This window comes from Subtercola frigoramans, assembly GCF_016907385.1.
Classification (GTDB): domain Bacteria; phylum Actinomycetota; class Actinomycetes; order Actinomycetales; family Microbacteriaceae; genus Subtercola; species Subtercola frigoramans.
On the sequence record NZ_JAFBBU010000001.1, the window covers coordinates 3302191 to 3315439 of the forward strand.

At 66.3% G+C, this 13249-nt stretch carries 10 protein-coding genes; 5 read left to right on the forward strand and 5 right to left on the reverse strand.

The annotated features are described in order from the left end of the window. Positions 1-61 precede the first annotated feature (61 nt). Entirely contained in the window at positions 62-1159 is a 1098-nt protein-coding gene (locus tag JOE66_RS15340) for a hypothetical protein (protein ID WP_205110908.1), read from the reverse strand. After that, on the reverse strand, positions 1156-2358 hold the full coding sequence (locus JOE66_RS15345) for a sensor histidine kinase (RefSeq protein WP_205110910.1): 1203 nt from the start codon (positions 2356-2358) through the stop codon (positions 1156-1158). Before JOE66_RS15345 ends, JOE66_RS15340 begins: the two co-directional genes overlap by 4 nt. A gap of 392 nt (positions 2359-2750) precedes the next feature. Here JOE66_RS15345 and JOE66_RS15350 point away from each other — a divergent pair, with 392 nt between their 5' ends. The 3 genes from JOE66_RS15350 to JOE66_RS15360 all read left to right on the forward strand — a co-directional run bounded on the left by JOE66_RS15350 (position 2751) and on the right by JOE66_RS15360 (position 7204). Then, the gene (locus JOE66_RS15350) at positions 2751-3671 is read left to right on the forward strand and encodes a universal stress protein (protein ID WP_205110912.1); all 921 of its coding nucleotides are present in this window, start codon (positions 2751-2753) and stop codon (positions 3669-3671) included. Between the two features lie 429 nt (positions 3672-4100). Further along, the gene (locus JOE66_RS15355) at positions 4101-5942 is read left to right on the forward strand and encodes a sensor histidine kinase (RefSeq protein WP_205110915.1); all 1842 of its coding nucleotides are present in this window, start codon (positions 4101-4103) and stop codon (positions 5940-5942) included. Positions 5943-6031: 89 nt separating this feature from the next. Continuing rightward, positions 6032-7204, forward strand: coding sequence for a GGDEF domain-containing protein (locus JOE66_RS15360; RefSeq protein WP_205110918.1), 1173 nt, complete (start codon positions 6032-6034; stop codon positions 7202-7204). An 82-nt stretch (positions 7205-7286) separates the two neighbouring features. Here JOE66_RS15360 and JOE66_RS15365 read toward each other — a convergent pair whose 3' ends face one another. Then, positions 7287-7907, reverse strand: coding sequence for a hypothetical protein (locus tag JOE66_RS15365; protein ID WP_205110921.1), 621 nt, complete (start codon positions 7905-7907; stop codon positions 7287-7289). Positions 7908-8179: 272 nt separating this feature from the next. On the opposite strand from JOE66_RS15365, the gene JOE66_RS15370 reads away from it, so the two are divergent. Both JOE66_RS15370 and JOE66_RS15375 read left to right on the forward strand, forming a co-directional pair. Next, positions 8180-9547 (forward strand): glycosyltransferase family 2 protein, encoded by a 1368-nt coding sequence (locus JOE66_RS15370; RefSeq protein WP_372435520.1) that lies wholly within the window; start codon positions 8180-8182, stop codon positions 9545-9547. 64 nt (positions 9548-9611) lie between these two features. Next, entirely contained in the window at positions 9612-9983 is a 372-nt protein-coding gene (locus JOE66_RS15375) for a hypothetical protein (protein WP_205110926.1), read from the forward strand. 241 nt (positions 9984-10224) lie between these two features. On the opposite strand, the gene JOE66_RS17725 is transcribed toward JOE66_RS15375, so the two are convergent. Then, complete coding sequence (locus JOE66_RS17725; RefSeq protein WP_307827237.1) at positions 10225-12156, reverse strand: response regulator transcription factor; 1932 nt, start codon at positions 12154-12156, stop codon at positions 10225-10227. Continuing rightward, positions 12108-13085: a glycoside hydrolase family 6 protein gene (locus JOE66_RS15385; protein ID WP_205110929.1), complete on the reverse strand. Its 978-nt coding sequence runs from the start codon at positions 13083-13085 to the stop codon at positions 12108-12110. Before JOE66_RS15385 ends, JOE66_RS17725 begins: the two co-directional genes overlap by 49 nt. Positions 13086-13249: the final 164 nt, after the last annotated feature.

Here is a 13249-nt window from a genome sequence, read left to right on the forward strand (position 1 = left end):
ATACTTAGCCAGTCTCTTCGGGACGTCAAGACGCCTGGGCACCGATGCAGTGAGAGACGCGTCAGATCGTGAAGCGCACAGCGACACGGTCGGCGGAGATGTCTTCTTCGGCCGTCGCGAAAGCGAGTTGCATGAGCCCGATGAAGGGGGCGAGCTGCGAAGCGGCGGTGCGGTCGGGGTTGGCGAGGTGCGCTTCGAGCACACCGACGACGTCTGCGCCCGAGAGGGCAAGCGAGAGCTCGATGCGCTCGCGGGTGATCTCGGGCTGGTCGCTGAGAAAGAGGAGCAGGGTACGGATGGCGGCGCGCTGCTGCTGGGTGAGCCGGTGCGCGAGGGTCAGCGGGTCGCGATAGACGCCCACGAGTTCGGCGAGGGGTTCGACGAGGGCGTTGGCTGCAAGGGAGGCACGCAGGCGTTCAGAGAGCTCGGCGGCTTGGTCGATGTCTGCGGGAGTCAGGGCATCCTGTGCCTTGATGTGCCTGAAGAAGGGGAGCACGTCTCGGCGCAGGTTGGCGATGTTGTGGCCGAGAAACTCTTCGATGACCTCGCGGCGGTCGGCGAGCTCACGGGCCTCGCGCGCTTCGGTGGCTTCGATGCGGGCTCGTTTGAGGCCGGCGATGAGGTAGCCGGAGTAGAGGGCTGCTCCCCCGCCGAGCGCGAGCACGGGGGTTCCGGTGACGGTGAGGGCGATGAGAGGCGACTGGATGCCCAGGGTCGGCGTGTTCAGCCAAGTGGTCACGGCGACCACCGCGAGCGCCACCACCGTGCAGGCGACGAGAAAGAGGGGTGTGCGGTAGGGGCCGCCGAGCATGAGCACGAGGCCCAGGCACAGTGGCGCCCAGTCGTTTCGCACGAGGAGGTCGGAGCCGAGCTGGGCGAACGATTCGGCGACCGCTGCGAGCAGGAGGCAGCTGAGCACGATGGCGTAGTCGCGGGAGGAGACCCGGCGGCGGTAGGGGTCGGCGGCCCAGATGAAGTAGGCGTACCCGGCGATGAGCAGGGCGATCGCCGTGAGCTCGAGAGGGAGCGAGGAGATCTCCCGGCCGTTGAGCAGGGCCATGGTGACGGCGGTGCCGACGCTGATGATGGCGACGAAGCGTACGAAGATGCGGGCCGTGATGCCGCCGAGAGGGTCGATCTCCTGCGCGGTCTCGCTCACCGTAGGGCACCCGAACCGGCGAAGGGAACCGACATGAGCACGGCAGTGCCGGAGCCGGGGGTCGACCAGACACGAACCGAACCGCCGATGGTCTCGATGCGCTGGCGGATCGAGACGGCGAGGCCGAGCCGCTGGGCGTCGACCTGGGCCGGGTCGAAGCCCGTTCCCGCGTCGGTGACGACCACGTTGACCGAGTCGGTGCCGGCCACGAAGGCGACCTCGGCCGAGTCGACCTGGGCATGCTTGCTCACATTGATCAGCGCCTGGTCGACGGCACGGGTGATCTCGATGAGGGTGTCGGAGTCGAGACCGACGAGGATCTCGGGGTCGCCACTGAGCGTCACGGTGAGCCCGCGCACTTTGGCCGCATGGATGATCGGAGCCATGCCCGAGCTGACCAGCGCGTCGCCGCCCGCCCGCACCTTGAGCATGGCTTCGTCGACGAGCAGCCCGGGGTGGGCCAGGGCCGCGATGTCCCGGGCGAGAAACGCTCGGTGCGCTTCTTCGAGGCCACCGGGGGCGGTGAGGGTGAGAGCGTGCAGGTCGTTCAGAACGGTGTCGTGCAGGGCGGCGGATGCCCGGGAGGAGATTCGGCTGCGCTCGACCAGGCGCTCCTCCGCTTCACCGGCGGCCTTCATGGTCGACGAGCCGCGCTGGGCTTCGCGGCGGCCAAGCCAGAGTGCGGCCAGGAGCAGCAGCAGAGCGACATACATACCGATCGCAGTGAAGTCGAAGGCGAAGGGGAGACCTGCGGTGGTGGCCGCGACGACTACTGCGACGGAGGCGAGCACGAAACCGACGGTGCAACGCCCGATCGCCCCGCCGAGGGTGCGGCCGGCAACGCCGACCACGGTGACGGCGATCTTCGGGAAGGTGAAGAGCAGGGCATCCGATTTGTAGCCGCCGACAAGTTCGCTGGCGATCTCGAAGGTATAGAGGAAGAGGCCGACGGCAGCAGTGAGCAGGAACAGGGCGATGAGAAGGGCGCTCGTGGCGCGGAGGCTCAGCCAGACGCCGATCGCGACCAGGCCGAGGCCTGCGAAGGAGATGGCGATGTCGGCCTGGGGAAGCACAAGGTTGAACGCGATGACGAGGATCAGCGTGGCGGCGAGCAAGACTGTGCTCACCCAGATGGAGGCCTTGCCGAGGGCGCGGCTGGTGGTATACCCCTCGACATCAATGGGCAGGACTAGAGACATTCCGGCACCTTTCGCGACTGCCCAGCCACACTACCCCCGAATAGGGCTGGCGCGTCGCACTTTCGTGATAGGTGCGCAGTGGGAGTGGGTTGTTGCGGTTGTGGGGAAGTGTTGCAGAGCGGTGATGTTGCGAACGCTGGCTGAGTAGGCGTGCAGCGCCGTATCGAAACCCGGGTGCGCGGGCGTGGGGGCGTGAGGGCGTGGGGGTTTCGATACGGCACGCTGCGGTATACCGGCGAGGCGTAGCCTCTCCGGCGCTCGCGTCGCGGTGGGCATCCACCGGATACCCGCTTTCAGCTCCAGCGCGCTACTCAACCGGCGGAAGGAGGGGACCAAAGACCCTGATCGCGCGTCAGTCACGCGGATAGCGTGGAGAAACGGAAGAAGGAATCATGACCACCCATTTCATCGTCGGCTGGAACAACGACACCAAGGCTCAGGGGGCGCTCGACTGGGCGCTGGGCCACGACGAGGCCGGAGGTGCGGGGGCAGGGTGGGCCGGGGATGGAGCGACCGGGGCCGGGTCGACCGAGACGCGAGCCGGGCTCACGGTGACGCTGCTCGGGGTTCTCGACAAAGACGAGCACGGCAAAAAGTACCCCGAGTCGGGGGCTGCCGTGGAGCTGGCGCGATTGCAGCTCGAGGGTGTGGTCGCGGCGGCGCGAGCCGGGCATCCCGCAGTCACAGTGACCGGTGTGCTGGTGCACGGCGACACGGTGACCGAGCTGGTGCGGTGCAGCACTGCCGAGAACACGCTGGTGCTGGGGTCACGCAACCGCGCCGAGCAGAAGACGTCGCGCCGCTGGTCGGTCGGGGCGCGCGTGGCGGCGAGAATTCGCGGGCCGCTGGCGATCATCCCCGACGTCGAGTTGCGGCAGCGCTCGGGCATCGTGGTGGGGGTCGACGGGTCGTCGTCGTCTGACAAGGCGCTGTTCTTCGCGGCCTCGGAGGGTCGCCGCACGGGGCAGACGGTGAAGGTTGTGCACGCTTGGGTCGAACCGGCGGTGTACCAGGTGGCGTATGTACCCGACGGGTCGGATCTCGATTCGCTGGAGGCGATGCACCGCTCTGTTGTGCAGGAGGCGATCGCGCAGGTCTCCGACGACTTCGCCGACGTGAGTTTCGAGCTGGCCATCGTTGAGGCGACGCCGGCGAATGCGCTGCTACAGGCGTCTACGACGGCACGGATGCTCGTGGTGGGCAACCACAGCCTTCGGCCCCTCGAGCGGTTCTTCATCGGGTCGGTGAGCCACGCGGTGATCGTGGGGCTGCGGTCACCGGTTCTCGTGGTGCCGGCTGAATCGCTGGTCTGAGTCGCGCGCTGGAGCTGAAAGCGATCACTGTGTCGTGGGGGTTTCGATACGCGACGCTGCGCGGCGCTACTCAACCGGCGGGCGTTTACAGCCCAGAAAGGGGGGCACTCCCCTCCCGCACGCGATCGGGGGTATCCTCTAAGGTTTATGAAGAGTGGTCAGCGGCATGACAGCCCTAAGATGCTCAGCTCGGCACGTTGTACAGGCGAACGAACGTACGCGAAAAGTAACTGTAGGTAGAGCACTCTGACTGAGACACCGAATACCAGCGAAGGCGCGGGCGCGGCAACCAGAACCGTCGCCGACGCCGACTCAGTCGCGGCATCTGCGGCCCACGCGGCTTCGCTCGCAGCGGCGGCAGCTGAGGCAGCCGCCGAGTCCGCGGCAGGAGCGGCAGCAGTCGCGACGTCGGGTGCGGCGTCTACAGGGATGACCCCGGCGGGCGCAGCGTCGGCGGGCGAGATGTCGGCGGGCGCGGCACTGGTGCGCGAGCCGTTGACTGACGAAGCTCCTGCAGAGCCTGGCGCCGAGACACGCTCAGGGGCACCGGCGGGAGCGCCGTCCACCAGCGCGCGGCACAGCTCCACACCCGACCCGGGCAGCACGCCGAGCATGGGCCAGCGCGCCGCAGCGGCCGACTCCCGTGCGGCGAGTGTGGGGCGTGCTGGGCTCGAGCGGGCCGTGTTCCAGTCACAGCTTCCGTTCGCGGCCGTGGCACTGCTGTTGGTGTGCGCCGAGTTCTTCTTTCAGCCGACCACGCTCACCGACCCGTTCTTCTTCGGGGGTGGCACAGCGATCTTCGTGATCACGGCCATCGCGGCCGTTGTGCCCTGGGGTAGATACGACCGGCGCTGGGTGATGGTGCTGCCGATCGCCGACATGCTGGCGGTGGCGGTGCTGGCCCACGGCACCACCGACCTTGCCGCGTCGGCACTCTTCGCCTTTCCGGTGATCTGGCTTTCGACGTACTTCGGGGCCGCGGGAACCACCTACAGCGCTGCGGGTTCGGCCGCGCTCATCTGGGGCGGGGCGATACTCGACGGTTCGACGGTGACGGCGGCGAACATCCCGGGCCTGCTGGTTCTGCCGGTGACACTGGCGTTCATCGCGGCGGTCACGTTTCTGCGCAGCAAGCGGTCGGCCGCCCAGCTGGCGTTGCTGCGCCAACAGGCGAGTCTGCTCGAAGGGGCGCACCGCCGGGCGAGGCGCCAGGAGCAGACACTGGATGCTGTACTCAACTCTGTCGAGTTCGGCGTTGTCGCGTTCGACCGTGAAGGCCGCGAGACGCTGGTCAACCGCGCGCACCAGAACCTGATCAAGGAGTTCGGGCAGTCGGCAAAGAGCCCCGAGCCGCCGCGCATGTACCAGGCCGACCGGGTGTCGCTGGTGCCCGACGACCTGCGGCCCTACCGGCAGGCCGTGCTCGGCAATACCTACCAGGACTTCATCGTGTGGATCGGTGAGCCCGGTGGCCACCGCAAGGCGCTCTCGATCTCGGCCCGCCAGGTGATCGGCAGCGACGGCCGCAACGACGGCGGTGTCATGGTGACGCGCGACGTGACCAGCGAGGTCAACGCCATCCAAGCCCGCGACGACCTGGTTGCCTCGGTGTCGCACGAGCTGCGCACCCCGCTGACCTCGATTCTCGGGTACCTCGACCTGGCCCTCGACGACGAGACGCTGAGCCCGATGACCTCCTCGAACCTCAAGGTCGCCTCGGCGAACGCCGACCGGCTGCTGGCGCTCATCTCGGACCTGTTCGTGGCCGTCTCCGACTCGGACCACCTGCTGGTGATGTCGTTCGACGAGTGCGACGTGAACGAGATCGTGACGCAGTCGATCCAGGCGCAGCAGCTGCTCGCCCAGCAGCGCGGGATCAGCCTCTCTGCCACCGCTTCGGGGCCTGCGTTGCTCATCGCTGACGGCTTTCGGCTGCGGCAGGTGGTCGACAACCTGCTCACGAACGCGATCAAGTACAACAAGGACAACGGGCTCGTTCGCATCGACGTGCAGTCCCGGCCGAACGAGGTCACGATCACGGTGAGCGACACCGGGATCGGGCTCACCGAGATGGAACAGTCGCGACTCTTCGAGCGGTACTTCCGGGCCGAGTCGGTTCGGCAGTCGAGCATCCATGGTTCTGGGCTCGGCATGAGCATCAGCCGCGACATCGTGCGGCGCCACGGCGGGGATCTCACGGTCAGCAGCACAATCGGCGTCGGGTCGGAGTTCGTGGTGCGGCTGCCTCTGGAACAGTTAGAGTTAGCGTAAGTCAACGATCTGAACTCACAGATTCCTGTCAGGAACCTGCTGTCGTCGGCTCTCGCAGAAACACGTCAACCGGGGGCGGAGATGGTGAAGTGATACTCGACCTTCAGACACTGCTCATCGTCAACGGCGTCGTCGTCGTTCTGTGCGGTTTCTCGTTCGTGGTGAACACGGCGATGCGGCGGAACGATGCTGCCGGCCGGTTGTGGAGCGTGTCATTCATCGGCGGGATGCTCGCGGTGATCTGCTACGCGATCTGGGGCGGGGGCCTTCAGTCGAGCTGGATTCTCGTGATCGGCAACACCGCGTACACACTCGTGACGGGCATGATCTGGGCCGGGTGCCGCGTGTACAACGGGCGGAAGCCCAGTGTGGTTCTCGTGGGGGCCGGGGCGCTGATCGTGGCCGTCACCAGCGTGGTCACCGCCGACAGCCAGGGCGCGTGGCAGGGCGCGCTCGCTCTGTTCCCCGCGGTGTCGCTGTTCTCGGGGCTGGCGGCCGTGGAGTCGCTGCGCGGCCGGTTGCTGCGCAACGTGAACGCGCGCATTCTCGCTGCTGCGTTGTGGGTGGTCGGGTTCTACTATGCGCTGCGTACCATTGCGTTCGCCATCGGCGGGTACCGTGGGGAATTCTTCACCACCTACCTCGGCCCGCAGCAGACGACACTGCTGCTGACCGCGTTTGTCATTCTGGGCACGATCTCGCTGTCGATCCTGCAGGTGGAACGCGCGGGCACGCAGGCGCTGGGCGATGTGACCGTGGGCGCTCTGTCGGTAGTCGGGCTGCTGTCTGCGGCGTCGTTCGCGCAGCAGTGGCAGGACTGGCTTGAACGCGCCTCGTTCCACGGCGACCGGCTCGAGATGGTGGCGGTCGACATCGACAGCCTGCCGGAGATGAACACGGCGCTGGGGCGCAATTTCGGTGACGGGGCGATCACGTCGGTCGCCCACATCGTGCGGGAACATGCGCCGACGAGCTCGCTGATCGGGCACCCGGGCGCGGGGCGCTTCGTGATCGTGATGGTGGTGTCGAACGACCGCGAGGCACAGAAGATCGCGTCACGCGTGCGCGATGCGCTGGTCGACAAGCCGATCGATGAGACGCAGGGGCTGCGAGCCACGGCAAGCTTCGGCGTGGTCGACACCGATGTGTTCGGCTACGACATGCTGACGCTGCGCGACGCTCTCGACGAGGCGACGCTCAGCGCGCGCTCTTCAGGCGGCAACCACATCGTGGTGGGCCGGCTCCCCTCAATCGCCGCCTGACGTTGCTCGCCGGTTGAGTAGGCCGAAGGCCGTATCGAAACCCCCGCGGCAAACAGGTTTCGATACGCTCCTGCGGAGCTACTCAACCAGCGGCGGGAGCTATGGCAACGGTTACCGTGTCAGCCGCCGTCTGCTTGGCGAAGTCGTTCGACGTGGGCGTGGTCTGCAGCAACAGCTCGTAGGTGAAGCTCAGCACCACCTCGGTGGCGGCCGGGTCGACCGCGGGCAGCACGAACGTCTCGCTGTAGCTGTACGGCGCCTTGATGAAGTACCCGGGCGACACCGTGGCCTGGTCGGTGAGCGGGGCCGGAGCCGGCAGCGTCACCCCGTCTTTGCCGAGAACGGCCGGGTTCAGCGTGACCCGCGAGAGATAGATGTGCTGGCCGTCGTCGGTGCCGAGCGTGGCCGACATGTTGAAGCTGATCGGCTTGTTCGCATTGGCCGTCCACTTGTCCATCGACAGGGTCGAGAAGTAGTTGATGGTGACAGTGATGTCACCGGCCTTCAGGATGCGCTGGGTACTGCCGGTCGCGAGGTCGTTCACAATCGGGGTGATGGTGGGTGCCACGGTGGAGATCTTCGGCGTTGGAGTGGCCGAGGTCGACGCGTTGAGTTGCCACGGCGCTGTGCCGCACGAGCTGAGGAGCGCGGAAGCGGACAGAGCCACCGCAACAGCGATGGCGGTGCGTCTCATACGTGGCATCTGCCCAGAATACTGGGAAATCCGCTGCAATCCGTTGCCGACTCGTCTTGAGCAAATCCTGAGGTGAAGCTGAGGCGACCTTTGGGAGTTGGCGGGGGGAAGCTGCGGAGCGTGTAGCACACTGGAGACATCGGCCGATCATCCGGCCCACGAACGCTCAGCCAGACCACACACTTTCACTTCAAGACCACTGAACCTCAGAAGGGCCCCCGGTCGTGTCAAACCCCTACATCACGGATCGTACAGAGAACGAAGCGCTCGCCAACGAGTTCATCGAGTCGGTCGACTCTCTGCCCAGCTACCGGCCTACGATCGGGTGCGTCATTCCGGCCTACAACGAGGAGGAGTCGATTGCGCACGTGCTGAAGTCGCTGCTCGAGCAGACGCGCGTGCCTGACGTGATCCACGTCGTCGTGAACAACACGACCGACAAGACCGTTGCCGAGGCCGCGAAGTTCGCCGGCCCGCACATGATCGAGATCGATGGCATCGAGCAGTTCACCGAGGTCTACGTTCATGACATAGGCAAGAACCAGGACAAGAAGGTCGGCGCCCTGAACTACGGGTTCCAGCTCGTTGAGGGCTGCGACTTCTTTCTCGGGGTCGACGGTGACACGACCGCGTCGAACGACGCCGTCGAGCAGCTCGGCGCTGAGATCATGTCTGACTCGCGCATCGGCGGCATCTCGGCCATCTACTCGATCGACGACCGCGAGATGAAGGGCATCGGGGCGTTCCTGGTCACCGGCCAGCGCGCGCAGTTCGCGGCCTTCAACATGCAGAACATGCTTCGTGGCCGGAACATGGCCGTGCTCGGTGGGCAGTTCTCGATCTTCTCGATGCAGGCGCTTCGCCAGGCCATGGTCGAGAACCACCAGACGAGCCCCTGGGTGAAAGACAGCGAGGTGGAGGACTCGCTTCTCTCGCTGCAGATCAAGAGCGCCGGGTACCTCACGAAGATCAGCGCCCAGGCGCGGGCCGACGTGGGTGGCATGACAACGCTCCGCGGCCTCGACGCCCAGCAGGTGAAGTGGAACTTCGGCGCCATCGAGCTCATGTGGCCCGGCCAGCGCGGAGACACGAAAGGCCAGCCCTTCCACCCCAACCTTCGCCTGCGCTGGTTCGAGAACTTTTCGATGCTGACCAACATCGTGACGCGGCTCATGTTCGTGACGCTGCTGTTCTTCTCGCTGTCGATCAATGCGTTCGTGTTCAGCCCGTTCTGGCTCATCCCGCCGCTCGCGGCCATTCTGCTGAACCTCCGCACCGCGCTGTCGATGAAGAACCGCAACGGGCGGGACATCTTCTTCGCCGCGGCGCTCTTCCCCGCGGAGATCTACATGTGGGTGCGAATGGGGCACTTCGTTCGGGCATGGACCAAGTTCCTCAGCCGCAAGCAGGTCGACAACTGGGCCGCGCAGGCCAAGGCCGAGAAGGGCCGAGGCAACTCGTACCTGGTGCCGCTGCTGGCCTTCGTGATCACCGTTGCAGTGCTCGTCGTCCTCTGGTTCCAGCTGCCGATCGTCGCCCAGTCGACCCTGCTCTGGATCGGTTGGCCCATCCTCGGAATCATCACTATTCTTCAGACAGTGGGCATGCTCGGCAAGCTTCTTCGCCGGCACCGCGGATACAAGGTCTAAGGCTTCGTTCGGTGTACAACCAGAACTCCAGACACACGACTACCAGATATAAGAGGAACACGGTTTGACCCAGAGCTCCATGATCGACCGACCGGTGCTGAACGCGCTTCTCGACCAATTCGGGACCGCAGACGGCACCGGTGCTGGTCGTCGTGCCCAGTTCGTCAACGACTTCATCAACATGTGGGAGACACGCTCCTACCGCTTGATGCGGGCGTTGGGTAAGGGCGACTTCGACGATGCCGATGTGGTGCTGCTGAGCATCCGGAGCAGTGGAACCATGCTGGGGGCGTCGACACTCGAGGCCATCGCGGGCATGGTGCACGCCGCGGTGAAGCGGCACGACCTGCCGGGCAGCATGGCGCATCTGGCGCGGCTGCACGAGGTGGGCGACGCGACGTGCCGTGAGCTGTCGCTGATGATCGAGGGCGAGTAGCGCGCTGGAGCTCTAAGCGAGCATCCAGTGGATGCTCGCCGCGACGCCAGCGCCGACGAAGCTATGCCTCGTCGGAAGGAGCCACGTGCATACGCCCCACAGCGGGCACGCCCGAGGGCGGAGCTAACGCAAGCGCCCCTGGCGCTGCGGGCGGAGCAGAGCCGAACTGAGGCCTATGCGCGGGGATGCGCGCTGGGCTCCGCCGGAAGTCCCGACGGTCGGCGACGGGGTTAGCCGCTAGCTAGTCGTTCTCGGAGGCCGCCAGGCGGTAGCCGATGCCGCGCACCGTTTCGATGAAGCGCGGGTTGGTGAGGCTGTCGGAGAGCTTGCGGCGGAGGTTCGCCATGTGCACCTCGATGGCGCGCTTGTCGCTCTCGCTCACGAAGTGGGCGGTGACATACGATTCACCGCGCAGGAGAAGGGCGAGGTCGGCCTTGCTTCGCACGCGTCGCTGGCTGCTCATCAGGGCGTTCAGCAGGTCGAACTCACTGCGGGTGAGCTCGACGACCGCACCGTCTTTCTCGGCGAGACGCATCTCTTCGTTGACGTAGAGGCCGTTGTACTCGACCCAGCCGTCGTCGGAGGGGTAGCTGGTGTGCGCGGCTCCGTCGGGGTCGGCCGAGGGTGCCGGCTGTTGGCCGTACGGCTGGACGTATTGCTGCTGCTGGCCGTACTGCTGCTCGGCGGGCGCCTGCTGCTCGTAGTAGGGGGCAGCGGCGGGTGGCTGTTGGCCGTAGTCGGGTTGCGGCGCCTGGGTGGGCTGCGCATATGCCGGGGGGGTCTGGGCCGGCGGCTGGCCGTAGTTCGGGGCCGGTGACTCCGCTGCAGGGGCGTAGACCGGTTGCGAGGGCTGTGTGAGGTTCGGTGCCGGAGCGAACGTCTGCGGCGCACCGACGGGCGGGGCTGCCTGGGCGGCGGCCTGCGACGCCTCGTCGCCCACCATGGCGCGGGGGCGGCGCTGCATCGCTTCGATGCGGGCACGCAGTTCGCGCGGGCGGAACGGCTTCGTGAGGTAGTCGTCGGCGCCGGCCTCGAGACCCTGCAAGGTGTCGATCTCGTCGTCGCGGGCGGTGAGCATGATCAGGTAGGTGTTGCTGAAGGCACGGATGCGCTTCGCGGCCTCGAACCCGTCGATGCCGGGCATGCTGACGTCGAGCGTGGTGATGATGGGGGAATAGGCCCGCACCGCTTGCACCCCGTCGAGACCGTTGCCTGTAGCGACAGTCTCAAAACCAGCCTGCGTGAGGACTGTCTCGAGAAGATGCCTGATGTCGGCATCATCTTCGATAATGACAGCTACTCTGCGCTCCCCCGAAGTATCCATTGGGGTCATGCTACCAAACCCAGTGGCGGCTACTGTTACGGGCACGATCGGCGCGCCCGTGACCCATTCGCGGGGTGGCGGCGGAGGTGATGCCGGGGATTGCGTGGGCGGCTGTGTGGGGAGTTGCGTCGCTGGCTGGGGCTGGCGCTGCATCGGCCGTTGCGCCTGGAGGGATTGCTGGGGCGCCCTCGGGGGAACGATGTGTGGCGCGGGCGGAGCCACGGGAACGATCTTAGGGCGCGCGCCTGCGGGGTACCAGGGTTCGGGTACCACGAGTGAACGGAGCGGGCCTGCGGGTTCCACCGGCTCCGTCGCCTTCGCGGCTTTGGCGGGCATGGTGGACTCTGCAGGTTCGGCGTCAGCGTCTGGCTCGGTTTCGGCCTCCGTGACTTCTTCTGCCTCTGGCTCGGCGTCCGCATCGGCGTTTACCTCTGCCTCGGCTCCTGCCTCGGCGTCTGATTCAGGCGCAGCTTCTGCTTCGGGGGCTACTTCATCCTCGGGGGCCGCCTCGGGGGTTACTTCAGTTTTGGGCTCAGACGCGTGTGCCGCAGCGTCCGGATCGCTGTGCGTCTCAGCAGCGACATCCGTCGGGAGACTCGTTTCAGCAACAGCATCAGTCGCGTCAGGCTCGAGCGAAGACGCTGAGTCGGGCGTGGGGGCTGAGCCGGGCATCCGGTCGCCTTGCGCGCTGCGCCGCGTGCGGATCAGCCAGGTGACCGCAAGACCGCTCGCGACAACGATGACCAGGCCGAGAGCCAGGCCACCGAGCGTGCCTCCGGGGAGGTCACCGAGCGGGGAGGTTACCAGCCGGCGTTCGACGCCAGCTCTCGCGCGCTTTGATCCCACCATTCACCAGCTGTTGGGCCGCCATTGCAGGTTCCGTCGCTCTCGCCCGGGGGCTTGATCCAGAGGTTCGCGTCTTGGTTGGTGGCGACACCCTGCTTCGAGGGAGCAGCACCGAGGGCGCGACCGGAGGGGTTGCACCACTCGCCGTTCGATCCGCGGCCGTTGCGTGAGGTGTCGATCACGAAGTGTGCGCCTTCTGTGAGGGAACTGATGGTCTCAGCGTACGTCTGCTCGGCCGCTGTGTCGTTGTAGTTCGAGACATTTGTGGCGAATCCGCGAGCTTTTGTCACGCCGGCCTTGTTGAGGAGTTCTGCCATGTCGGCTGCGGGTCCCCACTGCGAGTGACCCGCGTCGATGTAGACCGTTGCGCCGACGGGCGCAAAGATGTCGAGATCGCTGCTGATCTCCTTCACCCGCTCGCTCACGTTGTTGCATTGCGTTGCGAGTGCCAGGGCATCAGGCTCGAGGATGATCACCGCATTCTGGTGCGTGATGCCGGCCGCGATCGCCTTCACCCAGAGCGGGTATTCGGTGGCGGAGAGCCCGCCGGCGGAGTGATTGCCGCAGTCGCGGTTCGGAACGCCGTAGACCGTGAAGACGGGCGTCTGGTTCGCGGCGGTGGCAGCCGTCTCGATCGCCGAGACGTAGGCGGTGATCTCGGCGGTCGGGTGCTTCTCGGGCGTGAGCCAGATCGCGGTGGGTTGGTCAGCAATGCGGCCGAACGTCGCGGCGTCGACGGAGTTGCCCTTTGACGCGGCTGCGGCGGCGGCAACCGCGGCTTTCGCCTCGGGGTCGACATAGAAGGTCTTGCCCTGCAGGGCGCCGGAGGCCGTTGAGGCGCCAGAAGTCGGCGAGGCGAGGTTGGCGACAACCGAGAGGATCACACCCATGGCGACGATCGGGATGAACAGCGCAACGATGGCCGCAGCCAACCCGACCCGCGACTTCGTCTCACTGGACTGTCTCTCAGATGCGCTGATGGTCGTGGCCTCTCCCCCGATGTGAACCCTTCGATTCAGCCTAAACTACGAAACTGTCTGCGGCGTTCTGTCTGGTTTGCGGGCGCAACCTGCTGCAGTTTCGCTGGTGTGAGGCG